This is a genomic window from Ectothiorhodospira haloalkaliphila ATCC 51935 (assembly GCF_000633935.1).
GTDB lineage: Bacteria > Pseudomonadota > Gammaproteobacteria > Ectothiorhodospirales > Ectothiorhodospiraceae > Ectothiorhodospira > Ectothiorhodospira haloalkaliphila.
The window spans coordinates 30,699-57,124 of the sequence record NZ_KK214998.1; the positions used below are offsets into that span (position 1 = coordinate 30,699).

The window sequence follows — 26,426 nt, forward strand, 5'->3', positions numbered from 1 at the left end:
GGGGTGAGGGCGCGCCCGTTGCCAGCGTTACCCCCGCCCAAACGCCCGGTTCACGTGCTCCAGAAACGGCCCGGCCGCCTTGTATCCCATCATCCGGAAATCCCGCCGCTCTTCCCCTTCGGCATCGAAGAAGATCATCGCCGGCGGCCCGAACAGCTCGAAGTGTCGCATCAACTCGCGATGATCCGAGGTGTTGGCGGTCACGTCCGCCTTGAGCAGGCGGGTGCCGGAGAGGGCGGCCACCACGTCCGGGTTGCGGAAGGTGGTGCGCTCCAGGCGAACGCAGTCCACGCACCAGTCGGCGTAGAAGTCCAGCATCACCGGCTGACCCGATTCACGGGCCCGTTCCAGTTCGCGCTCAAGATCCGCCATGCTGTCCACCGGCTGGAATGAGAGGCTGGCCTGTTCGCTGGCGGCACCTCCCATGGCCAGGCCACTGAGGGGGCGGAACACATCCTTGCCCCCGGACGCGGCGCCGATCATCAGGATCACGCCGTAGACCAGGATCACCAGACCGAGGCCCTTCCACAGGGCCCGCCAGCCGCTTGCAGCATCGGGCAGGGCGGTGAGGGCGCCCATGTAAACGGCGGAGACGATGAGCAGCGCCGACCACAACAGCATGGTCACCTGGGCGGGCACCACCCGCTCCAGCAGCCAGATGCCCATGGCCAGCAGCAGCACACCGAACACGGCCTTGACCGTGTCCATCCAGGCCCCGGCCCGGGGCAGGATCTTGCCGGCCGAGGTGCCCAGGATCAGCAGCGGCAGCCCCATGCCCATGCTCAGGCTGAACAGGGCCAGGCCCCCCAGGAAGGCATCACCGGTCTGGCTGATGTACAGCAGTGCCCCCACCAGCGGGGCGGTCACGCAGGGGCCGACGATCAGCGCCGAGAGGAAGCCCATGATGCCCGCACCCATCAGGGTGCCCCCCTGTTGGCGGTTGGAGACGGTGGAGAGTTTTGTCTGGATGGATGCCGGGACCTGCAACTCGTAGAACCCGAACATGGACATCGCCAGGGCGATGAACACCGCCACGAAGCCGCCGATGATCCAGGGGTTCTGGAAGGCGGCCTGCAGGTTGGCGCCGGCCAGCCCGGCCAGCACCCCGGCCACGGTGTAGGTGAGGGCCATGGCCAGCACGAAGACCAGCGAGATGAGGAAGGCCTTGCGGGTGGTGAGATCCTTCTGCCCCAGGATGATGTTGGACAGGATGGGGATCATGGGGAACACGCAGGGCGTGAATGTGAGCAGCAGGCCGAAGCCGAAGAAGACCAGGGCCACCAGCCAGATGCGCCCGTCCGCCAGTTGCCCGGCGATGCGGTCCTGCTCCGAGACCGGCGCGGCAGGCGAGGTGTCGGTGGGCGCGGTGGCCTCGTCTTCAATCACGCCACGGATGTCGCTCAAGTCCAGGGAGGCGGTCTGAAACAGGGGTGGGTAGCACACGCCGATATCGGCGCAGCCCTGGGAGCGGGCTCTCAGATCCAATGAGCCGGGGGCGTCATCGGCGCGGGTGATGGGGATCTGGATGCGGATGCTGTCCCGGTAGGTTTCCACCTGGCCGAAGAACTCGTCTTCCTTGATGGTGCCCGCCGGGCGGCGGGGATCCCCCAGTTCGATACCGTCCGTCTGCGATTCGAAACGGAACTGCTCGCCGTACATGTAATAGCCATCGGCGATGGTCCACTGCGCCACCACCGTGTCCTCGTCGGCCATGTAAGCCTCGAAGGCAAAGGCCTCCTCCGGTGGCAGCAGGTCATCCCCCATCAGCGCCAGCGCCGTTCCCGAGGGCACCAGCAGGAGCAGGAAGAGGGCGAGCAATAGCCGTTTCAGCGAATCAGTCATGGGTCCGTGGTTTCCTCTATCCAGTCCAGGTAGCCTTCAAGTCCGTGGGTGATTGGAACCGCGATAATCTCGGGAAGTTCATAGGGGTGCTCATCCAGCAGGGCTTCCTCCAGGGCCTCGTAGCACTCCGCCCGGGATTTGATCAGGAGCACGTATTCCGAGTCTTCCTGAATCTCGCCTTCCCACTCGTAGATGGACGTGGAGCCGGGCAGTACGGTGACGCAGGCCGCCAGGCGCTTTTCCACCAGAAGTCCGCCGATCTCCCGGGCGCGGGCGTCGTCGTCCAGTGTGGTGATGATCAACAGGGGTTCGTGCATGGTCGCTCCAGGGGGTGCAACTGAGGATGAGGCTTGAGTGTAAGGGCTGCCTCAGGGCAGCACCACCCAGGCCGACATGCCGGCACGCAAGCGATGATCCTCGGGCGGATCAAAGGCCACCCATGCCTGAAAGCTCCCCGCATCACTCTCCAGGGCCTCGAGCCCCACCCGCTGCACGCGGCCCTGAAATTCCTGATCCTCCACCCGCACGCGCACCTGGGTGCCAGGCTCCAGTTCGGCGGCCCGGCGGCTGGAGACCTCAAGCACCGCCACCATGGGTTGCACCACGGCCAGGGTGAGCAGGGGTTGCACCTGCAGGGTGTTTTGCACCACCTGGCCCGGGTGTACGTGCCGGGCCACCACCAGGGCCTCCATGGGGGCCTTCACCTGACTGTATTCCAGCCCCAGCCGCGCCTGGGTGAGTTCTGCCCGGGCGCCCTGGTGGGCCGCTCGCGCCATGGATTGGTCGATCTCTGCCAGGGCCAGCTCCCGGCTGGAGATGAGGGCGCGGTCGTACATTTCGCGCGTGCGCTCATATTCCCGCTCCGCCTCCTCGCGAGCCAGCTTGAGCCGCTGCTCCTGGGCCCGGGCGCGCTCCAGCTCAGCCTTCGGGGCGCGGTCATCCAGGCTCACCAGCACATCCCCCTCGCCCACCCGATCGCCGGGCTGAACCTTCACCCGCGTCACGACACCCGAGACCGGGCTGCCCACCTCCATCCGCATCGACCAGTCCAGCCGTGCCGGCGTCTCGTCGGCGAACCCTTCCTCGGCCAGGCTGGTCGCCGGCACCAGCAATACGGCGATCCAGATCAGCAAGAAGCGGGCGGGCAGGTGTTCGCGAAGAGGGTGAAGGCGAAGGCGGAGAGGGCGTCCGCCCGGTTGTGGCCTCGGAAAGGTGTCTGTCCCCTTTTTGCTCATCTTCGATGTCTCCGGTCCCGATAAAAGGTCGAAAAGAGGTGCCCGAAAAGAGGTGCCTGTCCTCTTCCCTTTTTCTTCCCTTCTCTCTTGTTGTTTCTGCTAGTCAAGGGGGCTGAAGTCGGGCTGGCCGGTGAGGAGGGCCAGGCGTTCCCAGGCCAGGGCCAGCAGGAATTCGGTTTCGGCGGTGAGCAGCAGGGCCTCGGACTGACGGGTCATAGCGTCGCCCAGGTCGGTGGCCACTTCCATCTCGTAGAGGCTGCGGCTGCGGTCCAGATACAGGTCCCGGTAGTCGGCATGTACCTGGGCCTGTTCGCGTCGGGTGGTCAGTTGCTGGATGCGTTGCCAGGTTTCCAGTATGTCCTGGCGCAGGGCGTATTCCGCTTCGGCCAGATGGGCCTGGGCCTCCAGGCGCCCGGCCTGTTCCCGGGCGGTGGCAGCGTCCACGCGGCCGCCTGAATACAGGGGGACGTCCAGCACCAGACCCAGGGCCAGTGGGTTGCGATCCCCACCGAATTCACGGTTCCACCAGCCGGCTTCCGCCTCGGCCTGCAGGGTGGGGCGGCCCTGGGCCCGCTGGGCGGCGATGCGCTGACCTGCGGCTTCCACCTCCAGGCGCAATGCGCGCAGCCGGGGATTATTCTGCTCGGCGGTTTGCCATAGGGTTTCGAGATCCGGCAGGTCCCGGTCATTGCCGGGCAAGCGTGGTGAGCGCAGGCGGTCGGGCACGTCGCCCGGGTGGCCCAGGATCAAAGCCAGTTGCTGGCGCATGGCACGGGTGCGTTGCAGGCTCTCAAGGCGCTGCATGCGGGCGGCCTGATAGCTGTTCTCCCTGGCCATCAGGTCAATTTCCGAGATCTGTTCCAGGCCATGGCGCTCACGCAGACGATTGAGTTCCACGAACTCCACGGCCATGGCCTCGTTGTCCCGGGCATAGGTGAGATCGGCCAGCAACACCTGGAAATAGCCGCGCATGATCTCCAGGCGGCGCTGGGCCCGGGTGTGGGTGAGTGCCAGGGTCTCGCCCCTCAGGGTGGTTTCCGCCGCGGCCTGCTGATGATGGCTGCGACCGAAGTCGTAAAGCGTCTTGCGGGCCTGGAGCAGGGCGCGGGAGTCGTCGTGGCGGTCGATGGGGGCAAGATCGTTGGGCTCGATCCAGCGAGGATTCAGGCGTAGCCCGATTTCCAGGTCATTGCGACTCTCGGCCAGGTCCCGGTCCGCCTCGGCTAGACGTTGGCGGGCCTGGCTTCGGGTAAGGCTGGGATGGGTCGGGCTGGCGTGCGTCAGCGCGTCCTCCAGGGTGAGGGGGCGGGGCAGTTCATTGGCCCGGATGGGGGCCTGCGCGGGCAGCAACAGCCCGAGGCAGACCAGCGGACCCAGGGCCCGTATCAGGCGTCGAGATGGCATGGGGCGAGTCCGGTTACGGCTCAGCCGCCCCGGGCCTCCTGCTGGCGTTCACGCCGATAGCGGCTGAAGGGCAGATCCTCATAGTGACCGCCCTCCACGTATTCGCCCAGCCAGATGAATTCCTCCACGCTGGAGGTGGGGCCGGTCAATCGGGCGATGGGTTCGCCGTCCAGGTTGAAGAACTGGAACACCGGGGTGGCCCGCACGCCGTGTTCCTCGAAGGCCCAGGCCTGTTCGGTGGTGGTGTTGCCCTCGAAGTCAGTGATCTCGATGGCGCCCTCCACATCCACGGAAAAGCTGGCGAAGTGGGCGTTGAAGTACTCCTGCACCTGGCGCTGGTTGAGGATGTTGTCCTTCATGCGATGACAGAAGGGGCAGGCGTCCATCTCGAAGAAGATGAGGATGGCCTTTTTGCCCTCGTCCCGGGCCAGTTCCAGTTCCTCCTGGAAGTCGCCGAAGGTGGTGCGGAAGAAGTGCTCGTAGGGATCGCGCTCATCGGCCACGGCCTGGCCGGCCAGGGGTGCCACGAGGGCCAGCGTCAGCAGCAGGCTGATGATCAGGGGCAGGCTGGGGCGGTCCGTTCTGGGGGGGCGGGTGCGCATGACATATCTCCTGCGGTTCGATCCGTGAATGTCAATTTAATATATCCATGGGAGATATGGAAAGAAGTTTTTGGTGGGGTGGTGCTGGCGGAACTCAGCCGGCCCGCACCCTGCCAAGGAAATCTGCACTGTGGGAGCGGGCCTGCCCGCGAACGGGGGTGGCGTCTGGCTGGGGGCTGTGCACGCCGTTTTTCGCCGCCGAGGGCGGCTCCTACGGGAGCGGGTCAGGTTGGGGCTATTTCTGATCCTTGCGTGGCGGTTCCACCTCCGGCCTGTTCTCCTCCTCGCGCTCCCACTCGCCTTCGATGGTCTGCCCGCCCCCCGGCCGGCGCGGGTCGCCACCCGGTCCGGCCCCGGGGCGCGGTCCCTGGCCTCGGTACTCCGTATACACGTTTTGGGCATGAGTCTGGGCCATGAATACGCCCCGGTTGATCAGGTAATTCGCCATCACCCGGCGACTGCCCGGGAGCAGGCAGGCGAAGCCCACCACGTCGGTGACAAACCCCGGGGTGAGCAGCAGGGCGCCGCCGATGACGAGGAAGAAGCCTTCCACCAGTTCGGTGGCGGGGAGTTGCCCCCGGTCCATGCTCTGCTGCACCCGGGTGAGGGTGGCCAGCCCCTGGCGGCGGAGCAGGGCGGCGCCCACCACCGCGGTGAGCACCACCAGACCCACCGTGGGCCAGACGCCGATGATGCCGCCCACCTGGATCAGGACGTAGATCTCCACCAGCGGGATGGTGAAAAAGAGGACGAGGAGAATCGGAAAGACAGGCATGACGTGGGGTTTCCGTTGGGTTTGGATCGTTTATAACAGCGCCGCGACGGGCGCGTAAACTGCAGACCCCGGGCTGCCAGTCAACGAGGACGGGTTGAAATCCGTCCCCTGCAGCAGTTTGTCGATTGTTCCCCCCTTGACATCCCAAAGTGCGTTACTATCATTGGCACTCACCGAGGGGGAGTGCTAACAAGCCCCCGGGACAGACACAAAAACCCGTCCAATCGATTTATCTGAGGAGTCAAGGCCCATGAATATCCGTCCGTTGCATGACCGGGTGATCATCAAGCGCATGGAAGAAGAGCGCACCAGCCCCGGTGGGATCGTGATCCCCGACAGTGCTGCCGAGAAGCCGATCCGCGGCGAAGTGATGGCCGTTGGCAATGGCAAGATCCTCGAGAACGGCGACGTCCGTGCCCTGGACCTGAAGGTGGGTGACAAGGTCATCTTCGGCAAGTACTCCGGCACCGAGGTGAAGGTGGACGGTCAGGATCTCCTCGTCATGCGCGAGGAAGACGTGATGGCCGTCGTCGAAGGCTGATCCGGTCAGCCCGCACCCCGAACAGAAACGATTTACAGAGGATCAAGCAAGCATGAGCGCAAAAGAAGTCCGTTTTGGTGATGATGCCCGCAATCGCATGGTCCGGGGCGTGAACGTCCTGGCCAACGCCGTCAAGGTGACCCTGGGCCCCAAGGGCCGTAACGTGGTCCTGGAGAAGTCCTTCGGTGCCCCCACCGTGACCAAGGACGGCGTGTCCGTGGCCAAGGAAATCGAACTGGAAGACAAGTTCGAGAACATGGGCGCCCAGATGGTGAAGGAAGTCTCCTCCCAGACCTCCGATGTGGCCGGCGACGGTACCACCACCGCCACCGTGCTGGCCCAGGCCATCGTTCGCGAAGGCATGAAGGCCGTCACCGCCGGCATGAACCCCATGGACCTCAAGCGCGGCATCGACAAGGCCGTGGCCGCTGCGGTTGAAGAGCTGGCCAAGCTGTCCAAGCCCTGCACCGACAACAAGGCCATCGCCCAGGTGGGCACCATCTCCGCCAACGCCGACGAATCCGTGGGCCAGATCATCGCCGAGGCCATGGAAAAGGTGGGCAAGGAAGGCGTGATCACCGTGGAAGAAGGCTCCTCCCTGGAGAACTTCCTGGACGTGGTGGAAGGCATGCAGTTCGATCGCGGCTATCTGTCCCCCTACTTCGTCAACAACCAGCAGAACATGGCCGCCGAGCTGGATGACTGCTTCGTGCTGCTGTACGACAAGAAGATCTCCAACATCCGCGAACTGCTGCCCCTGCTGGAAGGCGTGGCCAAGTCCGGCAAGCCCCTGCTGATCATCGCCGAGGACATTGAGGGCGAGGCCCTGGCCACCCTGGTGGTGAACTCCATCCGCGGTATCGTCAAGGTGGCTGCCGTCAAGGCCCCGGGCTTTGGTGATCGTCGCAAGGCCATGCTGCAGGACATCGCCGTGCTCACCGGCGGTCAGGTCATCTCCGAAGAGGTGGGTCTGTCCCTGGAGAAGGCCACCGTGGACGACCTGGGTCAGGCCAAGCGCATCGTGGTCACCAAGGAAAACACCACCATCATCGACGGTGCCGGTCGCGAAGCCGACATCAAGGACCGGGTCGACCAGATCCGTGCCCAGATCGAGGAAGCCACCTCCGATTACGACAAGGAGAAGCTGCAGGAGCGCGTCGCCAAGCTGGCCGGCGGTGTGGCCGTGATCAAGGTGGGTGCCGCCACCGAAGTGGAAATGAAGGAGAAGAAGGCCCGCGTGGAAGACGCCCTGCACGCGACTCGTGCAGCCGTGGAAGAAGGCGTGGTGCCCGGCGGCGGCGTTGCCCTGATCCGTGCCCTGGAAGGCATGAAGGACCTCAAGGGTGCCAACCACGACCAGGACATGGGCATCAGCCTGGCCCGTCTGGCCATGGAAGAACCCCTGCGCCAGATCGTGCAGAACTGCGGCGAAGAGCCTGCCGTGATCATGAACAAGGTGCGCGAGCTCAAGGGCAACCAGGGCTACAATGCCGCCACCGGCGAGTTTGGCGACATGATCGAGATGGGCATCCTGGATCCCACCAAGGTGACCCGCACCGCGCTGCAGAACGCTGGCTCCGTGGCCGCCCTGATCATCACCACCGAAGCCATGGTGGCCGAACTGCCCAAGAAGGACGAGCCTGCCATGGGCGGCGGCGACATGGGTGGCATGGGCGGTATGGGTGGCATGGGCATGATGTAATCGCCCGCGCCATCAGCGCCTGAATCTGCCCTTGGCAGTCTGCAAAGCCCCGCCTTGTGCGGGGCTTTGTTGTTTTTTGGCGCGATCCGGGGCACTACGCATCCGGCCCTGATATCTTGTATGGTGTTACAGACGTGAAGCGAGATAAGGAGAAAATAATATGCAAAAAATGACCCTGACCTGTGGCGTTGGGCTGGCCACCGTTCTGATGTTTGCCAGCATTCCGGCGGCATCCGCCTCGAGTGGCTACACTGTGGATCCCCGCGGCAATGTGGTGCGCGATGGCTCCGGTGATTGCGTGCACACGCCGCGTTGGGAACAGGATCTGGCTATCGAGGGCTGCCAGGGATACGTGGCGCCAGAGCCAGAGCCAGAGCCGGAACCGCGCGCCGAGCCGACCCCCGAGCCGACTCCCGAGCCGGAGCCGCGCTACGAGACCATCACCCTGGGTTCTGAAGTGCTGTTCGCCATCGGCAAGCACGAACTGACCCCGGCTGCCACCACCGAACTGGATGCCGTGGCCCGCCGCATCATGGCCGCAGGTGCGGAACTGGACCGTGTGATGATCTCCGGTCACACCGACAGCACCGGCCCGCGTTCCCTCAACGAGCGCCTGTCCCAGGATCGCGCCGATGCCGTGAAGGACTACCTGGCTGAGCAAGGTGTGCCCGCAGACGTGATGACGACCGTGGGTTATGGTCCTGACCGTCCCGTGGCCTATAACGACACCCGGGAAGGCCGTCAGCAGAACCGCCGTGTCGAGATCCGTATCGAGAAGACGGAACGGGTGAACTAAGGCCAGCTGGCTCTCGCCTTCGCCCTTACCCCAGGCCCCTCTCCCGCAAGCGGGAGAGGGGTTCTCTGTTTCCCGCACCGGCCCCGTCATTGAATACCGGGGGATTTACCCCGGGCGCCGATCCGTCATAACCTGACCGAACTACTCAGTCACCGGTCGGCCCATGTCCACATCCACCCCCGCATCCACTTCTTCACCCGACGCCGTCTCCCGTTCCGGGGGCGCTTCACTGACCCTGTCCATCGGCGGCATGGGTTGCGCTTCCTGTGTCGGTCGCGTAGAGGATGCCCTGCGCGCGTTACCCGGCGTGGATCGGGTGAGCGTGAACCTGGCCACCGAGCAGGCCACCATCGAAAGCGATCAGGGCCTTCCAGATGCCAACACCCTGCGCCAGGCAGTCGCCGACGCTGGCTATCAGGTGGAAACCGATGACCTGGTGCTGGATGTGCAAGGCATGAACTGCGGCGCCTGCTCCAGTCGTGTGCAGCGGGTACTGGATCAGACACCTGGGGTGACGGACGCAGCCGTGAACCTGGCCAATGGCCAGGCCCGCGTGACGGTGCTGACCGGTGCCATCACCGCCGCGGACCTGGCGCGCCGCGTCACCGACGCCGGCTATGAGAGCAAACCCCTGGAAGCCGGACCCGACCGGGAGGACCGGGAACGGGCCAGGCGCGCGGCGGAACTCACCGGCCTGCGCCGCGCCGTCATGATCGCCGCCGCCCTGACCCTGCCCGTGGTGGTGCTGGACATGGGCGGGCACTTCATTCCGGCCTTTCACGAAGCGGTGCACGGAGCCGTGGGCACCCAGGCCGTGTATCTGTTGTTCTTCGTGCTGGCCACTGCCGTGCAGTTCGGCCCGGGGCTGCGATTCTATCGCAAGGGCTGGCCCGCGCTGGTGCGCGGTGCCCCGGACATGAATTCCCTGGTGATGCTGGGCACCTCGGCGGCCTATGGCTACTCGGTGGTGGCCACCTTTTTGCCCGGGGTGCTGCCGGCGGAGTCGGTGCATGTGTATTACGAGGCCTCCATGGTGATCATCACCCTGGTGCTGGTGGGCCGCTTCCTGGAGGCCCGGGCCAAGGGCGCTACCTCCGAGGCCATCCGCAAGCTCATGGGGCTCAAGCCCCGCGGTGCCCGGGTCTGGCGCGATGGGGCCTGGCAGGATGTGGACGTGGATCAGGTCCAGGTGGATGAGCGGGTGCAGGTGCGGCCCGGGGAGCGCATCCCGGTGGATGGCCAGGTGGTCGAGGGGCAATCCTGGGTGGATGAATCCATGATCACTGGCGAGCCCATTCCGGTGGACAAGCAGGCCGGTGGCGAGGTGGTCGGTGGCACCATCAACGGGCAGGGATCCCTGACCGTCCAGGCCACGCGCGTGGGCGCCGACACGGTGCTGGCGCAGATCATACGCATGGTGGAATCCGCCCAGGCCTCGCGATTGCCCATCCAGGCCCTGGTGGACCAGGTCACCCGCTACTTTGTGCCCATGGTCATCGGCGTGGCCGTGCTCACCTTCGTTGTCTGGATGATCTTCGGCCCGGCGCCGGCGCTCACCCTGGCCCTGGTCAATGCCGTGGCGGTGCTGATCATCGCCTGCCCCTGTGCCATGGGGCTGGCCACGCCCACGTCCATCATGGTGGGCACCGGCAAGGGCGCGGACATGGGGGTGCTGTTCCGTGGCGGCGATGCCCTGCAGGCCCTGCGGGATGTGGAGGTGGTGGCCATGGACAAGACCGGCACCCTCACCCGGGGTCGCCCGGAACTCACCGATGTGGTCACTCACGGGAACGTGTCCCGGGAGCGGGTGCTGGCCCTGGCCGGGGCCCTGGAGTCCCGTTCCGAGCATCCGGTGGCCCAGGCCATTGTGCGCGCCGCCCAGGGGGCGGATGCCAACGCGGGGGAGCCGGACGTACAGGACTTCGAAGCCATCCCCGGCAAGGGGGTGAGGGGCACGGTGGATGGCCAGGAAGTGCGCATCGGCTCCTGGCGTTATCTGGACGAGTCCGGCGTGGATGCCGAATCAGCCCGGAAGGCCGCCGAGTCTCTGGCGGAGCAGGGCCGTACGCCGCTGCTGATGGCCGTGAGCGGAGAAATGACGGCCTTGCTGGGTGTGGCTGATCCACCCAAGGAATCGGCCCGGCAAACGGTGCAGCGCCTGCACGATCTGGGCCTGAAGGTGGTGATGATCACGGGGGACAACTGCCGCACAGCCGAGGCCGTGGCCCGGGATCTGGGTATCGATCAGGTACTGGCGGAGGTGCTGCCCGATGGCAAGGCCGATGAGGTGGCCCGCCTGCGGGGTGAGGGCGGCACCCGGGTCGCCTTCGTGGGGGATGGCATCAACGATGCCCCGGCCCTGGCGGGGGCGGATGTGGGCATTGCCATCGGCTCGGGCACGGACGTGGCCATGGAGTCGGCGGATGTGGTGCTCATGTCCGACGATCTGGGCAATGTGGTCAACGCCATTGCGCTGTCCCGGGCCACCTTGCGCAACATCAAGCAGAACCTGTTCTGGGCCTTTGCCTACAACGTCACCCTGCTGCCGGTGGCCGCCGGGGTGCTGTATCCGGTGTTCGGGCTGCTGCTCTCACCGGTGTTCGCGGCGGCCGCCATGTCCCTGTCGTCGGTGTCGGTGCTCAGCAATGCCCTGCGGCTCAAGCGCTTCCGGCCGGAAAAAATGTCATCGAACGCTTGACATGAAAATGAGAACGAGTATTATTTTACTCGTGTGTCGCTTTTCTCTTCTCTTCTCGCATGTTTAGGGGTCCGCTTGGGCCCCTTTTTTTTCGGTCTGCTGTCAGTGGCGTTGGCTTTCCAGGGCGACTCCCTATCGGGACTTGTTCAGCTTGAGGCCCACCTTGATGATGCGATCGCCCGAGACTTCCCGCACCACCAGTTCCACGCCCGTCAGCTGCAAGCGGTCACCCACCACCGGCTGGGTGTTCAGGGAGCGGCGCAGGAACTCATCCAGGGTAAGGCCACGGGCCTCCTCGGGCACGGCGATCCCGTAGGCCAGGGAGAGATCATCCAGTCGGGCCACCCCGTTGAGCACGAACTCCCCGAAGAATTGACGCTCCGACAGGCGCTCGGGGGCCTCGCTGGCCACGAACAGGCGGTCCAGGGCCTTCAGGTCATGGGGCGAGGCCATCAGGTACAGATAATCCCCCGGTCTCAGATCCAGCATGTTCAGGGCATCCAGCAACACCTTGTCCCTCAGGTGGGCCACTATCCGCACGCTGCGGGGCAGGGTGAAGCTGGTCCACTTCTCCCGCACCACCGGCGTGGTCTCCATCAAGCGGTAACCCACCAGTTCCAGTTCCTGCTGCCCGGGAATATCCAGTTCCACCCGCTGCACCAGATGGTTGGTGGGGGGGACTTCCAGCTTTAGCAGACGGGCGAAGGTGGACACCGTCCAGCCCTGAACCAGCAGCGAGATCAGCACCACGAAGAAGACGATGTTGAACAGCATCTCCGCTTCGTCGATCCCGGCCAGGAAGGGGAACAGGGCCAGGATGATGGGGACGGCCCCGCGTAGCCCCACCCAGCCCACAAAGGCCTGTTCCCGCCAGGGGAAGCGAAACGGCAGTAGACACAGCCACACGGCAATGGGGCGGGCCACCAGAATCAGTACGGCGGCGATGAGCAGGGCATCCACAGCCACCGGCACCAACTCGGAGGGGGTGACCAGCAGCCCCAGCATCAGGAACATGCCGATCTGGGCGAGCTGGGCGATGCCGTCATGAAAACGGTTGATGTACTGGGCTGCCTGCAGCGGCCGATTGCCCAGCAGCAGGCCCGCCAGGTAGATGGCCAGAAAGCCGCTGCCATCCATGACCGCCGCCACGCCGAAGATGCTCAGGCCCCCGGCCATGGCCGCCAGCGGATACAGCCCCTGGGGGATCTCCAGGCGGTTGATGAGCCACGCAAGGCCCAACCCGCCGGCCAGCCCCACCACGGCCCCCAGCCCCATCTGCTTGACGAACTCCCAGAGCACCGTCAGGCCCATGTTGCCGTGATCACCCACGATGACTTCGATGAAGGCAATGGTCAGGAAGATGGCCATGGGATCGTTACTGCCGGACTCGATCTCCAGGGTGGCGCCCACGCGCTGCTTGAGTTCCAGCCCCCGGGAGTGGAGCAGGGAGAACACCGCCGCCGCGTCGGTGGAGCCGACGATGGCCCCCAGCAGCAGGCCCACCATCCAGTTCAGTTCCAGCCACCAGGCGGCGAAGGCCCCGGTGAGGCCGGCGGTGATCATCACGCCGATGGTGGCCAGCCCCAGGGCCGGCCTGAGCCCCACACGGAAGCTGGAGATGGGCGTGCGCATGCCGCCATCGAAGAGGATGATGGCCAGGGCCAGGCTGCCGAACAGGTGCGCGATCTGCACATCCTTGAACTCGATGCCGCCGGGGCCTTCCTCGCCCATGAGCATGCCGATGAGCAAAAACACCAGCAGCAAGGGCACGCCCAGCCGCCGCGTGACGACGCCGGCCAGCACACTGGCCAGCAGCACCAGGCTGCCCATGAGAATGATCTGATTGGTGAGGTCCATGGTTAAACTCTATCAGGCTGATGTTCCATTACCTAACAGGGCAGAGCCTAACCCAGCAGGCTTTTCAGGTTGCTCAGGTGAGCCTTGCCGGTCAGCTTGACCTCCTCCGGGTCCGGCGGTTTCGCGTCGGGCCATTCCAGGAATTCCTCGGGCAGCTCCTGCAGGAAACGACTGGGTTCGCAGTCCACGATCTCGCCATAACGGGTGCGGCGACAGGCATAGGTGAGGGTGAGGCCCTTCTGGGCGCGGGTGATCCCCACGTAGGCCAGGCGGCGCTCCTCCTCCAGGGTGTCCTCTTCCAGGCTCACCCGGTGAGGCAGCAGTTCCTCTTCCATGCCCACCAGGAACACATGGGGGAACTCCAGGCCCTTGGCCGCGTGCAGGGTCATCAGGTGCACCCCGTCTGCTTCGGCCTCGCCTCCGGCCCGATCGAGGATGTCCATCAGCGTCATGTGTGCCACGATCTCGCCGATGTTCTTGCCTCCGGCGGCCCCCTCCCGGGAGAGTCTTCCCATCCAGTCCAGCACCTCGTTCACGTTTTCCATGCGTCGGCTGGCCGCCTTGGGGTTGGCGCTCTGTTCCAGTAGCCAGTCCTCGTAGCGCATGTCCTCCACGAGGGTGCGGGCCACCTGGGCCGGATCTTCCTGGCCGGCCTTCATGCTGTGCTCCCGCAGCCAGTCGGCGAAACCCTGCACGCGGCCCACGGCGCGACTCGAGAGCACCTCCGTCAGGCCCATCTCCTGGCTGGCGGTGAACAGGCTCACGTGGCGTGACGAGGCATATTCCCCCAGCTTCTCCAGGGTGCCGGCGCCGATCTCCCGGCGGGGCACGTTGACGATGCGCAAGAAGGCACTGTCATCATCCGGGTTGGCCAGCAGGCGCAGATAGGCCAGCACATCCTTCACCTCGGCACGCTCGAAAAAGGACTGCCCGCCACTGACCTTGTAGGGGATGCTGTTCTCCCGCAGCAGCTTTTCGAACACCCGCGCCTGGTGATTGCCCCGGTAGAGGATGGCGTAGTCCTTGTACTCGGTGCGGTGCTTGAAGCGGTGCTTCATGATCTCCGAGACCACCCGGGTGGCCTCGTGCTCACCGTCCTTGCAGGGCAGGATGCGAATGGGCTCGCCCTTTCCCAGGCCACTCCACAGGCGCTTTTCGAACACGTGCGGGTTGTTGGCAATGAGCCGGTTGGCCGTTTGCAGGATCACGTTGGTGGAGCGGTAGTTTTGCTCCAGCTTGACGATCTTCAGGCGCGGGAAGTCCTGTTGCAGGGTGACCAGGTTTTCCGGGCGGGCGCCACGCCAGGCGTAGATGGACTGGTCATCATCGCCCACCGCGGTGAGGCCGCCTTCCACGTCCACCAGGAGCTTCACCAACCGGTACTGGCAGGCATTGGTGTCCTGGTACTCGTCCACCAGCAGGTGCCGCAGACGGTGGCGCCAGCGATCGCGCACCTCCAGGTTCTCCTCCATCAGGTGCACCGGCAGGATGATCAGATCATCGAAATCCACGGCGTTATAGGCCTTCAGGGCCCGCTGGTAGGCGGCATACAGGCGGGCCTGGCCGGCCTCCACCTCGTCGGCAGCATGGGAGAGGGCGGCTTCGGCGCTGATCAGATCGTTTTTCCAGCGACTGATGCGATGCCGCGCCGACTCCACCTCCACGCCCTCATCATGGCGATGGGTGAGTTGCTTGAGCAGGGACAGGGCATCGGCGGCATCAAAGATGGTAAAACCGGGCCGGTAGCCCAGTTGACGAATCTCGCGGCGGATGAAGTCGAGTCCCAGGGTGTGAAAGGTGGAAACGGTCAGTCCACGGCTCTCCTCCCGGGAGAGCAGCTTGCCGGCCCGCTCCTTCATCTCCCGGGCGGCCTTGTTCGTGAAGGTGATGGCGGCGATATGCCGCGGCGCCATGCCCTTGTCCCGGATGAGGTGAGCGATCTTCTGGGTGATCACGCGGGTCTTGCCGCTGCCGGCACCGGCCAGCACCAGCAGGGGGCCGTCCACATACTCGACGGCGGCACGTTGTTGCGGGTTGAGTGTGTCCATGGGGCGCCGGGGGCGAAGGGCAGGGGGCGTCGTATTGTACCTGCGAGGCCGGTCGGCTGACAGGCGTGGGTTGTCGTCGTTGCGCCGGTATCATCGATGATCCATGAATCCGATGATGCCCAAGGATCACTGCATGCACATCACCCCCCAGGGCTGGCTCCATCCCGCCACCCACACGCCCTCACCCAACCATGACCCCCGCCCGCCGGGTGTGGTCCCCGAACTGATCGTGATCCACGCCATCAGCCTGCCCCCCGGGCAGTTCGGTGGGCCCTGGATCGACCAGCTGTTCACCAATGCGCTGGACCCCGCCGAGCACCCCTATTTTGAACAGATCCACACCCTCAGGGTGTCGGCCCATTTACTGGTGCGTCGGGACGGTTCGCTGGTGCAGTATGTACCTTTTGGTGAGCGGGCCTGGCACGCCGGGGTTTCACGGTTTGCAGGGCGCGAGCGCTGCAATGATTTTTCCATTGGCATCGAACTGGAGGGTGCGGATGATTCTCCTTTTGCCGCGGTGCAGTATGAGCGCGCATCCCAGGTGATCGGGGTACTCGAACAGGCTTATGAATCCTTGCGAGGCAGGCCCGTCGTCGGCCACTCGGACATTGCACCCGGGCGCAAGACGGACCCCGGCCCATGCTTTGACTGGCAACGGTTTGAGGCGTGTCTGGGCAGGCCCTGCCGGAGGGGGTAAATCCAAGTTATTTTCTTGGTTTTGTTGAGTTTCCCGGAACTGGATCAAGTGATCGGTATTTAGTAAACCCCCAAGGGTGATTTTGGTATTGTTTGACCTTGCATGCGGGAATTCGAACAACGAAACTTTGCGTACCATCTTAACCTTGGAAATCCACCATGTCTCTGATCACCATTCTCATCGCTGTCGTTTTAGAACGTCTGACCAATGCCATTGAGAACCTGCGAAGCTTCACATGGTTGACTCGCGTGACCGGCATGATCCGGGCGCGCGCCGAGGGCTTTGGCCTGGGAGGCACCGCGGCCCTCGTGGTCACCCTGGCCGTGCCGCTGGTCATCGTGGCCGTGATCTTCCATCTGGTGGGTGGCATGCTGGCCGGTATCGTGGGGCTGCTGCTGGGGCTGATCGTGCTGCTGTTCTGCCTGGGGCCGAGGGACCTGAACCGGCAGGTGGATTCCTATCTGGAAGCCGGGGCCATGAAGGATGAGGACCGGGAGATGAAGCACGCCCGTGAACTCCTTGGTGAAGATAACGTGCCCGGCGATGCCGCGGAACGTTCCAGCGCCGTGCTGCAAAAGGCCCTGTCCGAGAGCAATCCGCGACTGTTTGCCGTGCTGTTCTGGTTCGTGATTCTTGGCCCTCTGGGCGCCGTGCTCTATCGTCTCTCCCACCTGCTGCAGGCCCCCGCGACGGAGGAGAAGCCGGCAGCGGCCGCCGCCGAAGGCGAGCAGGGCAAGGAAGGTGAGGACAAGCCCCAGGCCGAGCCCACTGAGGACGGTTTCCGGCAGGCAGCAGTGCGCCTGGTGGCCCTGCTGGACTGGATTCCGGCCCGCCTGGTGGCCCTGGGTTATGCCCTCACCGGCACCTTTGACCGGGCGTTCCCCGTGCTGCGCAGCAATTTCACCGGGCCGCTGGCCGGCATGGCCGAGCAGAACAAACGTCTGCTGCGCGACGCCGGTTCCGAGGCGGTGCAGTTGGACGATGTGGACATGAAGGACCCCCTGGAAGCCCGCTCTGCGGTGGAACGCGCCTCCAATCTGGTGTTCCGCACCCTGATCGCCTTCGTGGCCGTGCTGGCACTGCTGACCATCGTGGGTCTGGCCTGATGGGTGTTGAATGATCTGCATGGATCTGCTGCGTCATGGCGAACCCACCGGCGGCCTGCGTTACCGGGGCAGCGGGGTGGACGACCCCCTCAGCCAGGAGGGCTGGCGACAAATGTGGGACGCGGTGGGCGGCAAGGCCAACCCCGGCGGCCCCTGGGATCGCCTGGTCAGTTCGCCCATGGCCCGCTGCCAGGGCTTTGCCGAGCAACTGGCGCAGCGCCTGGGTCTGCCCATGGCCATCGAACCCGCCCTCCGGGAGGTGGGGTTCGGGGCCTGGGAGGGGCGCAGTCATGAGGACCTCAAGCTCAACAGCCTGGATGAGTACCTGGCCTTCTTCCAGGACCCGTTGAAATCCCGGCCCCAGGGGGCTGAGCCCCTTGGGGAGTTCCGGGGGCGCGTGTCCGACGCCCTGGCGCGGGTGGAAACCCGTTACCGCGGTCAGCACGTGCTTCTGGTGACCCATGCCGGCGTGATCCGTGCCGGCATCTGTGCAGCCCTGGACGTGCCCCTGGAGGCCATGTACCGCATCAAGGTGCCCTATGCGGGCCTCACCCGCCTGCGCCGGGATGAGCGGGGATTGATGCTGGAATTCGTGAATCGTACCCGGGTGTCGTGAAGGGTCGGCCCCTCCTGGCCGTGTTAACCTTCTGGGCTTTCACACTTTCAGGGGATCTTCATGAGTCCATTTCTCAAGACTGCCATTGATGCCGCCCTCAAGGCCCAGGGCGTGATCCAGCGCCATTATCGTCAGGGCGTGGAGGTGGAGCTCAAGCCGGACCAGACGCCGGTGACCATTGCCGACCTGGAGTCGGAGCAGGCCATCAAATCCGTCCTCTTCGGTGCCTTCCCTGATCATGGCACCTATGGCGAGGAGACCGGCCAGGAACGCATGGATTCGGAATATCTCTGGTTGATCGACCCCATCGACGGCACCAAGAGCTTCGTGCGTCGTTATCCCTTCTTCTCCACCCAGATCGCCCTGCGTCAGGGTGAGGAGCTGGTGCTGGGCGTATCAAATGCCCCGGAATTCGAGGAGATGGCCTATGCGGCCAAGGGGGAGGGGGCCTTTCTGGGAGAAAAGCCCATACGGGTGAGCGACGTCACCACCCTGGAGGATGCCACCCTGTCCCTGGGTAACATCAAGACGCTGGCGGGCGGGCCCGGCTGGCAGGGTCTGTCCGACATGGTGCAGCGGGTGAATCGTGCCCGGGGCTATGGGGATTTTTACCACTACCACCTGCTGGCCTCGGGCCGTATCGACCTGGTGGTGGAGTCGGACGTGAACATCCTGGACATCGCCGCGCTGGCCGTGGTGGTGCGCGAGGCCGGTGGCGTGTTCACTGATCTTGAGGGGCAGCCACTCACGCTGGACACCACCAGCGTGCTGGCCGCGGCCACGCCGGAACTCCATGCCATCGCCCTGGAAATGCTGAACCGCCAGGCCTGACTTGCGGGGCCGGGCCGGCGGCGGCGGGTCCCAAGGCCGCTAAGGCACCGGCTTCCAGATCCCGTCCACCAGGCCCTCGGCCGGTTGAAAGCGGATCTTGTAGGCCATTTTGGGTGTCTGCGCGTTCCAGAAACCCAGGTAGACATAGGGCAGCCCCATGCGCCGGGCTGCCTGCACCTGCCATAGGATGGCCAGGGTGCCCAGGCTGCGGCTGGCCAGGTCCGGGTCGAAATAGGTGTATACCGCTGACAACCCGACGGGCACCTGATCCGTGACCGCCACACCCACCAGTTGCTCGCCCAGGCGAAATTCCACCAGCCAGGTCGAGCACCAGTGGCTGGCCACGAAACCCCAGTAGCTCTCCGGTGAGGGCTCATCCATGCCGCCCCCGTGATGACGGGCATTCACATAGCGCTCGTAGAGTCGGAAATGTTCCAGGTCGAAGGCCGGTGAGCGGATCTGCGCAGTGATGTCCTGATTGCGTGAGGCCACCCGGCGCTGATTGCGATCCGGGCGGAATCGGTCCACGGGCAGACGCACCGGAACACAGGCATGACAGCCCCGGCACTGATGGCGATACACGTGATTGCCACTGCGACGAAAACCCAGTTCGATCAATCCCCCGTACAGGCCCGGGTCCATGGGCTGATGAGGATCGGCAAACACACTCACCATGTCCCGATCCCCCAGATAGGGGCACACATCGGGGACGGTGGCGTAAAAGATCAGGGATTCCTTCCGGCGCACATGCACTTTCCGGTGTTTCCTTTGGCGTCAAAAAAAGGGCCGCAAAGGTGTGCGGCCCGCAAGAGTGAGGATGGAGAACCCGCAAATCAATCAGGTATATGGCCCGGAGGCAGGAGACCCAGAACATGCCTCGCGAACCATGCTATAAGCGTAGGACAGCGCCCTTTTGAAATCTCTGATCTGGATCAGGTGAAAGCCCCGCGTGGCGCGGGTTTGCGGGGTGTAAAAATCCGTTTATTCAAACATGTTATGATATGCGGCTATCTGTGAAGCAACGGGACTGATTTTTATGAATTCCGACCGACTTAGAAAGCTTGAGCAAGAGATCGAACGCCGCATCATGATCCTGGATGGGGGTATGGGCACCACCATTCAGAACTACGGCCTGCAAGAGGCCGACTACCGCGGAGAGCGTTTCGCTGACTGGTCCTGCGACGTCAAGGGCAACAACGATCTGCTGGTTCTGACTCAGCCCAAGATCATTCGGGAAGTTCATGAAAAATTCCTCGAAGCCGGCGCCGACATCATTGAGGCCAACACCTTCAATGCCACCCGCATTGCCATGGCCGACTACGAGATGGAAGACCTGGTACCGGAGATCAACCGCGAAGCGGTGCGCCTGGCACGCGAAGCGGCTGATGTCTGGACGGAAAAGACCCCGGATCGCCCCCGCTTCGTGGCCGGCATCCTCGGCCCCACCAACCGCACCGCCAGCATCTCCCCGGATGTGAACGACCCGGGCAAGCGCAACACCCACTTTGATGCCCTGGTGGAAGCCTACAAGGAAGCCGCCGACAACATGATCGACGGCGGCGTGGACATCCTGCTGATCGAGACCGTCTTCGACACCCTGAACGCCAAGGCAGCGGTGTTCGCCGTGGAAACCGTCTTTGACGAGCGCGGCGAGCGTTGGCCGGTGATGATTTCCGGCACCATCACCGATGCCTCCGGCCGTACCCTCACCGGTCAGACCACCGAGGCCTTCTGGAACTCCCTGCGCCACGCCCAGCCCTTCTCCGTGGGCCTGAACTGCGCCCTGGGGCCCAAGGACATGCGCCCCTACGTGGAGGAACTCTCCCGCATCGCCGACACGCGCGTCTCGGCCCACCCCAACGCCGGTCTGCCCAACGAATTCGGTGGCTACGACGAGACCCCCGAGCAGGTGGCCGAAGAGGTGGCACGCTGGGCCAAGGAAGGGCATCTGAACATCGTCGGCGGCTGCTGTGGTACCCAGCCGGATCACATCCGCGCCATCCGCGAAGCGGTCAAGGAATACGAACCGCGCCAGATTCCCGACATCCCACCAGCGTGTCGCCTGTCGGGCCTTGAGCCCTTCAACATCGACCCCGACACCCTGTTCGTCAACGTGGGTGAGCGTACCAACGTCACCGGCAGTGCCCGCTTCAAGCGCCTGATCAAGGATGGCGACTTCGAAACCGCCCTGGAAGTGGCTGCCGAGCAGGTGCAGAACGGCGCCCAGATCATCGACGTGAACATGGACGAAGGCATGCTGGACGCCATGGAAGTGATGCCGCGCTTCCTGAACCTGGCCGCCGCCGAGCCGGACATCTCCCGGGTGCCGGTGATGATCGACTCCTCCAAGTGGGAAGTGATCGAAGCCGGCCTCAAGTGCATCCAGGGCAAGGGCATCGTCAACTCCATCTCGCTCAAGGAAGGCGAGGAAAACTTCATCTACCAGGCGAAGATGCTGCGTCGCTACGGCGCCGCCGTGGTCATCATGGCCTTCGACGAGGAAGGTCAGGCCGACACCCAGGCACGCAAGGTGGAGATCTGCCAGCGGGCCTACAAGATTCTCACCGAACAGGTGGGCTTCCCGGCCGAGGACATCATCTTCGACCCCAACATCTTCGCCATCGCCACCGGCATCGAGGAGCACAACAACTACGGCGTGGACTTCATCGAGGCCACCCGCGAGATCAAGAACACCCTGCCGCACGCCCTGGTGTCCGGCGGCGTGTCCAATGTCTCGTTCTCCTTCCGGGGCAACAACCCGGTGCGCGAGGCCATTCATGCCGTGTTCCTGTATCACGCCATCAAGGCGGGCATGGACATGGGCATCGTCAACGCCGGCCAGTTGGCGGTGTATGACGAGATCCCCGAGAAGCTGCGCGAGGCCGTGGAAGACGTGGTCCTCAACCGCCGCGATGATGCCACCGAGCGCCTGCTGGACATGGCCGAGGAATTCCGTGGCAGCGGCGCCGAGGCCAAGAAGGAAGACCTGTCCTGGCGCGAACTGCCCGTGGCCGAGCGCCTCCGGCACGCCCTGGTCAAGGGCATCGACGCCTACGTGGTGGAAGACGTGGAAGAGGCCCGCCAGGCCTTTGAGCGTCCGATCCAGGTGATCGAAGGGCCGCTGATGGACGGCATGAACGTGGTCGGCGACCTGTTTGGCGCCGGCAAGATGTTCCTGCCCCAGGTGGTCAAGTCCGCCCGTGTCATGAAAAAGGGCGTGGCCCATCTGATCCCCTACATCGAGGCCGAGAAGACCGACGACTCGCAGAACAACGGCCGCATCCTCATGGCCACCGTGAAGGGCGACGTCCACGACATCGGCAAGAACATCGTCGGCGTGGTGCTCCAGTGCAACAACTTCGAGGTCATCGACATCGGCGTGATGGTGCCGGGCCAGAAGATCCTCGAGGCGGCCCAGGAGCACAAGGTGGACGTCATCGGCCTGTCCGGCCTGATCACCCCCTCCCTGGAAGAGATGTCCAACTTCGCTGCCGAACTGCAGCGCGTGGGCCTGAAGACACCGCTGATGATCGGCGGCGCCACCACCTCCCGTGCCCACACCGCGGTGAAGATCTCGCCCCAGTACGAAGGCCCCACCGTCTGGGTGAAGGACGCCTCCCGCGCCGTGGGCGTGGCCCAGAGCCTGGTCAGCCCGGAACTGCGCGGCCCCTACGCCGAGAAGATCTCCAAGGAATACGCCGAGGTGCGCGAGCAGCACGGCGCCCGTCAAAAGAAGCAGGACTGGCTCAAGCTGGACGAGGCCCGGACCAACAAGACCCCCATCGACTGGTCCGGCTACACCCCGCCGCGCCCGGCGGTGCTGGATGGCGACACCGGCATGGACAAGGGCGGCCCGGCCCCGAAGATCCTGCGCACCGAGGGCCAGGACAGCGTGTTGCTGCGCTTCGAGGACTACCCGCTGGACAGGCTGGTGGACTACATCGACTGGACCCCGTTCTTCCGTGCCTGGGACCTGCACGCCGCCTATCCGCGCATCCTGGATGACGAAGTCGTGGGCGAAGAGGCCCGCAAGCTGTTCGAGGACGCCAAGCCGATGCTGCAGCAGATCATCGACGAGGGCTGGCTCAAGGCCAGTGGCGTCGTGGGCTTCTTCCGCGCCAACACCGTGAACGACGACGACATCCAGTTGTTCAAGGACGAGGCTGGCAACCAGGAACTGATGCGCCTGCACAACGTGCGTCAGCAGACCCGCAAGCCGCGCCAGGCCCCCAACATGTGCCTGGCCGACTTCCTGGCCCCCAGGGACACGGGCCTGAACGACTACCTGGGTGCCTTCGCGGTGACCACCGGCGGCGACATCGACAAGCACGTGGAGCGCTTCGAAAAGGCCCACGACGACTACTCCGCCATCATGCTCAAGGCCCTGGCCGACCGCCTGGCGGAAGCCTTTGCCGAGCACATGCACGAGCGGGTGCGTCGTGAGTTCTGGGGCTATGCCCCCGATGAAGGCCTCAGCAACGAGGAACTCATCAAGGAGAAATACCAGGGCATCCGCCCCGCACCCGGCTACCCGGCCTGCCCCGAGCACACCGAGAAGGGCCTGCTGTGGGAGTTGATCGATCCGGTGGAAAATGCCGGCATGACCCTGACCGACAGCTACGCCATGGACCCCGCCTCGTCGGTCTCCGGGTTCTACTTCTCGCACCCCGAGTCGCGCTACTTCGGCGTGGGCAAGCTCAATCGCGATCAGGTGGAGGACTACGCCAAACGCAAGGGCATGGACCTGGACGACGCCCAGCGCTGGCTGGCGCCGAACCTGGGTTACGATCCGGACTGATCCGGGGCAGGGGGCTGCATTGTGTGGCCCCCTGGGCTCCCGCGCCCTCACCCCCCCGGCCCCTCTCCCCGAGGGGAGAGGGGAGCATGGTGCAGGCTCTGGAGGTGAGTGTCCTCTCTCTCCGCGCTCTCTCCCGGCGGGCTCGCCGCCAGGGGGAAGAGGGAAAGAGGTAGGCAATGATGCAGGCCCTGGGGTGGGCATGACCTGCGCCGGGTGTCGACCGCAGGGATGCGGTCGTCAAGCCTCCAGGGAAGGATTCACGGCGTCCCGGCGCAGGTCATGCCCACCCCAGGGCCGTCCCGCAAGCCCCTGGCCAGAGCCCCCTGCCAACCGCATTTTCCGCTATCCTAATCGGCCACCCAAACCCCATCCTGTGCCGGAGCAACACCCCATGTCGGACGCCCCCGAATCGGAACACGACGAACACCGCCTTACCCTGCGCAACACGCGCCTCGATGACTACAAGGACATCGAAGAGATCATGGAGGCGGTATACCAGGGCCTGGACGGCGCCTGGACACGGGAACAGTTCGAATCCCAGATCCAGCGCTTCCCCGAAGGCCAGATCTGCATCGAGGACAACGGCAAGGTCGTGGCCGCCGCCATCAGCCTCATCGTCGACTACCGCCGCTGGGGCGACCGGCACCGCTACTGGGAAATCACCGGCAAAGGCTACCTCACCACCCACGACCCCGACGGCGACACCCTCTACGGCGTCGACGTCTTCGTGCACCCCGAATACCGGGGCCTGCGCCTGGGTCGCCGCCTCTACGACGCCCGCAAGGAAGTGTGCGAAAAGCTCAACCTGCGCGCCATCGTCGCCGGCGGCCGCATCCCCGGCTACTACAAGCACCGTGACGAAATGAGCCCGCAGCAATACGTGGAACTGGTCAAATCCAAGGAAATCATCGACCCGGTACTCACCTTCCAGCTCTCCAACGACTTCCATGTACGCCGGATCATCAACGACTACCTGCCCGACGACAAGGAATCCCAGGCCTACGCCACCTTGCTCGAGTGGATCAACATCTACTACGACGAAAAGGAAAAACTCATCGGCGGCACCAAGCAGGTGGTGCGCGTGGGCGCCGTGCAATGGCAGATGCGGCCGCTGCACTCCCTGGATGACCTGCTGCAGCAGGTGGAATACTTCGTCGATGCCGTCTCCGGCTACCAGTCCGACATCATCCTGTTTCCCGAATTCTTCAACGGCCCGCTGATGGCCCAGTTCAATCAGGAAAACACCGCCGAAGCCGTACGCCACCTGGCCGAATACACCGAGCCCCTGCGCCAGGAAATGGTCAAGCTCGCGCTGTCCTACAACATCAACATCATCGCCGGCAGCATGCCCGAGTACGAAGACCAGGAACTGCGCAACGTCTCCTACCTGTGCCGTCGCGACGGCAGCTGGGACAAACAATACAAACTGCACATCACCCCCGACGAACGCGCCTACTGGGGCCTGCGCGGCGGCAACGACGTGCGCATCTTCGACACCGACTTCGGCAAGATCGGCATCCTCATCTGCTACGACGTGGAATTCCCCGAACTGCCCCGCATCCTCGCCGAACAAGGCCTGCAAGTCCTGTTCGTCCCCTTCTGGACCGACACCAAGAACGCCTACCTGCGCGTACGCCGCTGCGCCCAGGCCCGCGCCATCGAAAACGAATGCTACGTGGTCATCTCCGGCAGCGTCGGCAACCTGCCACGAGTGGAAAACATGGACATGCAATACTCCCAGGCCGCCGTGTTCACCCCCTCCGACTTCGCCTTCCCCCACGACGCCGTGGCAGCCGAGGCCACCCCCAACACCGAAATGACCCTCATCGCCGACCTGGACCTGGACAACCTCAAGGAACTGCGCACCCACGGCAGCGTCCGCAACCTGGTCGACCGCCGCCTGGACCTCTACAGCGTCCGCTGGAAACGCTGAGAATTTCAGGTCAACCCCCCCCCTGTAGGGCCCCAATGTGTCCGGGGCAGTCGGGGTGGGGTATTCCTTGGAGCGGGTGTCAGCCGCAGGAAGCGGCTGCCCAAGCCTACATGGACGTATTCACGGCGACCCGCGGAAAGGAATACCCCACCCCGACTGACCTGACCCCGAAACCAACCCAACCACGATGCGTCCAGCCTGTTGGTGCGGGGTATCCCTTGGAGCGGGTGTCAGCCGCGGGAAGCGGCTGCTCAAGCCTACAGGGACGTATTCACGGCGACCCGCGGAAAGGAATACCCCACCCCAACTGGCCCATCCCCGAAACCCACCCGAGCCCGAACCCAAGCTCAAACACACTAACGCCCCAGCCCAGGCACCGTCTCCTGCATCGGGTCCAGCACCTCCTCAACTTCCTCCACCGGCCCCAACACCTCCAGCAACGCCAACTCAAAGATCAACGTCTCCGCCGGACCGATCACATCCCCCGCTCGCCCGGGCCCATAAGCCAGATTGTAAGGCACCACCAACCGCACCTCACTCCCGGCCGGAAGACTCACCAACACCTCCCGCCAGCCCGGAATCGTATCCTCCACCGCCACCACCGCCGGCAACTCCCGACGATACGAACTATCAAAGACACGCCCATCCAGATGCATCCCCCGATAATGCACCAACACCCGATCATCCGGCCCCGGCACCGGCCCCTCACCCCACTCAAGCACCTCCACCTGCAACCCACTGGGCAAGGTCACCACCCCCGGCCGCGCCGCATTGGCCGACCGATACGCATCCCCCTCCTCGATATTCAACTCCGCCAACAACAACTCATCCGCCTGCTGCTCCGGCGTCAAGCCACAACTGCGGGCGCCCACAAAAATGAGCACCAGCGAAAACAGACTCACCACCGCCAGAAACAACACATTACGCAACAGCGAAACAAACATC

Annotated in this window: 20 protein-coding genes; 10 read left to right on the plus strand and 10 right to left on the minus strand. The window is 64.5% G+C overall.

Annotated elements, in window-relative coordinates; translation table 11 throughout:
- Positions 1–27: 27 nt before the first annotated feature.
- The 6 genes from ECTHA_RS0107895 to ECTHA_RS0107920 all read right to left on the minus strand — a co-directional run bounded on the left by ECTHA_RS0107895 (position 28) and on the right by ECTHA_RS0107920 (position 5,858).
- Complete coding sequence (locus tag ECTHA_RS0107895; protein ID WP_025281481.1) at positions 28–1,842, minus strand: protein-disulfide reductase DsbD; 1,815 nt, start codon at positions 1,840–1,842, stop codon at positions 28–30.
- Complete coding sequence (gene cutA, locus ECTHA_RS0107900; RefSeq protein ID WP_025281480.1) at positions 1,839–2,159, minus strand: divalent-cation tolerance protein CutA; 321 nt, start codon at positions 2,157–2,159, stop codon at positions 1,839–1,841. Before cutA ends, ECTHA_RS0107895 begins: the two co-directional genes overlap by 4 nt.
- A 51-nt stretch (positions 2,160–2,210) precedes the next feature.
- Positions 2,211–2,975: an efflux RND transporter periplasmic adaptor subunit gene (locus ECTHA_RS0107905; RefSeq protein WP_244875622.1), complete on the minus strand. Its 765-nt coding sequence runs from the start codon at positions 2,973–2,975 to the stop codon at positions 2,211–2,213.
- A gap of 201 nt (positions 2,976–3,176) precedes the next feature.
- The gene (locus ECTHA_RS0107910) at positions 3,177–4,481 is read right to left on the minus strand and encodes a TolC family protein (protein WP_025281478.1); all 1,305 of its coding nucleotides are present in this window, start codon (positions 4,479–4,481) and stop codon (positions 3,177–3,179) included.
- A gap of 20 nt (positions 4,482–4,501) precedes the next feature.
- Entirely contained in the window at positions 4,502–5,083 is a 582-nt protein-coding gene (locus tag ECTHA_RS0107915) for a thioredoxin family protein (RefSeq protein ID WP_051582625.1), read from the minus strand.
- A 235-nt stretch (positions 5,084–5,318) separates the two neighbouring features.
- A complete protein-coding gene (locus tag ECTHA_RS0107920) occupies positions 5,319–5,858 on the minus strand; it encodes an FxsA family protein (RefSeq protein WP_025281476.1) in 540 nt (179 codons plus the stop codon).
- A gap of 250 nt (positions 5,859–6,108) precedes the next feature.
- Between ECTHA_RS0107920 and groES the strand changes: the two genes are divergently transcribed.
- From groES to ECTHA_RS0107945, 4 genes are all read left to right on the plus strand, one after another.
- Complete coding sequence (gene groES / locus ECTHA_RS0107925) at positions 6,109–6,399, plus strand: co-chaperone GroES (RefSeq protein WP_025281475.1); 291 nt, start codon at positions 6,109–6,111, stop codon at positions 6,397–6,399.
- Between the two features lie 52 nt (positions 6,400–6,451).
- Complete coding sequence (groL, locus tag ECTHA_RS0107930) at positions 6,452–8,101, plus strand: chaperonin GroEL (RefSeq protein ID WP_025281474.1); 1,650 nt, start codon at positions 6,452–6,454, stop codon at positions 8,099–8,101.
- Positions 8,102–8,261: 160 nt separating this feature from the next.
- Complete coding sequence (locus ECTHA_RS0107935; protein ID WP_025281473.1) at positions 8,262–8,897, plus strand: OmpA family protein; 636 nt, start codon at positions 8,262–8,264, stop codon at positions 8,895–8,897.
- 163 nt (positions 8,898–9,060) lie between these two features.
- Entirely contained in the window at positions 9,061–11,595 is a 2,535-nt protein-coding gene (locus ECTHA_RS0107945) for a heavy metal translocating P-type ATPase (RefSeq protein ID WP_084306854.1), read from the plus strand.
- 132 nt (positions 11,596–11,727) lie between these two features.
- Here the strand turns inward: ECTHA_RS0107945 and ECTHA_RS0107950 are convergent, their stop codons facing one another.
- A complete protein-coding gene (locus ECTHA_RS0107950) occupies positions 11,728–13,452 on the minus strand; it encodes a potassium/proton antiporter (RefSeq protein ID WP_025281471.1) in 1,725 nt (574 codons plus the stop codon).
- A 47-nt stretch (positions 13,453–13,499) separates the two neighbouring features.
- Entirely contained in the window at positions 13,500–15,500 is a 2,001-nt protein-coding gene (gene rep, locus ECTHA_RS0107955) for a DNA helicase Rep (RefSeq protein WP_025281470.1), read from the minus strand.
- Positions 15,501–15,633: 133 nt separating this feature from the next.
- On the opposite strand from rep, the gene ampD reads away from it, so the two are divergent.
- The 4 genes from ampD (at position 15,634) to ECTHA_RS0107975 (ending at position 18,750) form a co-directional block, all read left to right on the plus strand.
- A complete protein-coding gene (ampD, locus tag ECTHA_RS0107960) occupies positions 15,634–16,197 on the plus strand; it encodes a 1,6-anhydro-N-acetylmuramyl-L-alanine amidase AmpD (RefSeq protein ID WP_025281469.1) in 564 nt (187 codons plus the stop codon).
- A 158-nt stretch (positions 16,198–16,355) separates the two neighbouring features.
- Positions 16,356–17,303 (plus strand): regulatory signaling modulator protein AmpE, encoded by a 948-nt coding sequence (ampE, locus tag ECTHA_RS0107965; RefSeq protein WP_025281468.1) that lies wholly within the window; start codon positions 16,356–16,358, stop codon positions 17,301–17,303.
- A gap of 10 nt (positions 17,304–17,313) precedes the next feature.
- Complete coding sequence (locus ECTHA_RS0107970; protein ID WP_029762395.1) at positions 17,314–17,919, plus strand: histidine phosphatase family protein; 606 nt, start codon at positions 17,314–17,316, stop codon at positions 17,917–17,919.
- Positions 17,920–17,979: 60 nt separating this feature from the next.
- Positions 17,980–18,750 (plus strand): inositol monophosphatase family protein, encoded by a 771-nt coding sequence (locus tag ECTHA_RS0107975; protein WP_025281466.1) that lies wholly within the window; start codon positions 17,980–17,982, stop codon positions 18,748–18,750.
- Between the two features lie 39 nt (positions 18,751–18,789).
- Here the strand turns inward: ECTHA_RS0107975 and ECTHA_RS0107980 are convergent, their stop codons facing one another.
- Positions 18,790–19,497, minus strand: a complete 708-nt coding sequence (locus ECTHA_RS0107980) for an arginyltransferase (protein WP_025281465.1) — start codon at positions 19,495–19,497, stop codon at positions 18,790–18,792.
- Between the two features lie 289 nt (positions 19,498–19,786).
- Between ECTHA_RS0107980 and metH the strand changes: the two genes are divergently transcribed.
- Entirely contained in the window at positions 19,787–23,548 is a 3,762-nt protein-coding gene (gene metH, locus ECTHA_RS0107985; protein WP_025281464.1) for a methionine synthase, read from the plus strand.
- Between the two features lie 391 nt (positions 23,549–23,939).
- Positions 23,940–25,481: a bifunctional GNAT family N-acetyltransferase/carbon-nitrogen hydrolase family protein gene (locus ECTHA_RS0107990; RefSeq protein ID WP_025281463.1), complete on the plus strand. Its 1,542-nt coding sequence runs from the start codon at positions 23,940–23,942 to the stop codon at positions 25,479–25,481.
- A gap of 356 nt (positions 25,482–25,837) precedes the next feature.
- Here the strand turns inward: ECTHA_RS0107990 and ECTHA_RS0107995 are convergent, their stop codons facing one another.
- The gene (locus ECTHA_RS0107995; protein WP_029762393.1) at positions 25,838–26,425 is read right to left on the minus strand and encodes an FKBP-type peptidyl-prolyl cis-trans isomerase; all 588 of its coding nucleotides are present in this window, start codon (positions 26,423–26,425) and stop codon (positions 25,838–25,840) included.
- Position 26,426: the final 1 nt, after the last annotated feature.

Excerpts from the sequence above, each read along its gene's own strand:
- ECTHA_RS0107935 (WP_025281473.1), top strand. The coding sequence starts at position 8,262 with ATGCAAAAAATGACCCTGACCTGTGGCGTTGGGCTGGCCACCGTTCTG.
- groES (WP_025281475.1), top strand. The coding sequence starts at position 6,109 with ATGAATATCCGTCCGTTGCATGACCGGGTGATCATCAAGCGCATGGAA.
- ECTHA_RS0107995 (WP_029762393.1), bottom strand. The coding sequence starts at position 26,425 with ATGTTTGTTTCGCTGTTGCGTAATGTGTTGTTTCTGGCGGTGGTGAGT.
- ECTHA_RS0107950 (WP_025281471.1), bottom strand. The coding sequence starts at position 13,452 with ATGGACCTCACCAATCAGATCATTCTCATGGGCAGCCTGGTGCTGCTG.
- ECTHA_RS0107945 (WP_084306854.1), top strand. The coding sequence starts at position 9,061 with ATGTCCACATCCACCCCCGCATCCACTTCTTCACCCGACGCCGTCTCC.
- rep (WP_025281470.1), bottom strand. The coding sequence starts at position 15,500 with ATGGACACACTCAACCCGCAACAACGTGCCGCCGTCGAGTATGTGGAC.
- metH (WP_025281464.1), top strand. The coding sequence starts at position 19,787 with ATGAATTCCGACCGACTTAGAAAGCTTGAGCAAGAGATCGAACGCCGC.
- cutA (WP_025281480.1), bottom strand. The coding sequence starts at position 2,159 with ATGCACGAACCCCTGTTGATCATCACCACACTGGACGACGACGCCCGC.
- ECTHA_RS0107915 (WP_051582625.1), bottom strand. The coding sequence starts at position 5,083 with ATGCGCACCCGCCCCCCCAGAACGGACCGCCCCAGCCTGCCCCTGATC.
- ECTHA_RS0107975 (WP_025281466.1), top strand. The coding sequence starts at position 17,980 with ATGAGTCCATTTCTCAAGACTGCCATTGATGCCGCCCTCAAGGCCCAG.
- groL (WP_025281474.1), top strand. The coding sequence starts at position 6,452 with ATGAGCGCAAAAGAAGTCCGTTTTGGTGATGATGCCCGCAATCGCATG.
- ECTHA_RS0107920 (WP_025281476.1), bottom strand. The coding sequence starts at position 5,858 with ATGCCTGTCTTTCCGATTCTCCTCGTCCTCTTTTTCACCATCCCGCTG.
- ECTHA_RS0107910 (WP_025281478.1), bottom strand. The coding sequence starts at position 4,481 with ATGCCATCTCGACGCCTGATACGGGCCCTGGGTCCGCTGGTCTGCCTC.
- ampD (WP_025281469.1), top strand. The coding sequence starts at position 15,634 with ATGCACATCACCCCCCAGGGCTGGCTCCATCCCGCCACCCACACGCCC.
- ECTHA_RS0107990 (WP_025281463.1), top strand. The coding sequence starts at position 23,940 with ATGTCGGACGCCCCCGAATCGGAACACGACGAACACCGCCTTACCCTG.
- ECTHA_RS0107970 (WP_029762395.1), top strand. The coding sequence starts at position 17,314 with ATGATCTGCATGGATCTGCTGCGTCATGGCGAACCCACCGGCGGCCTG.
- ECTHA_RS0107895 (WP_025281481.1), bottom strand. The coding sequence starts at position 1,842 with ATGACTGATTCGCTGAAACGGCTATTGCTCGCCCTCTTCCTGCTCCTG.
- ampE (WP_025281468.1), top strand. The coding sequence starts at position 16,356 with ATGTCTCTGATCACCATTCTCATCGCTGTCGTTTTAGAACGTCTGACC.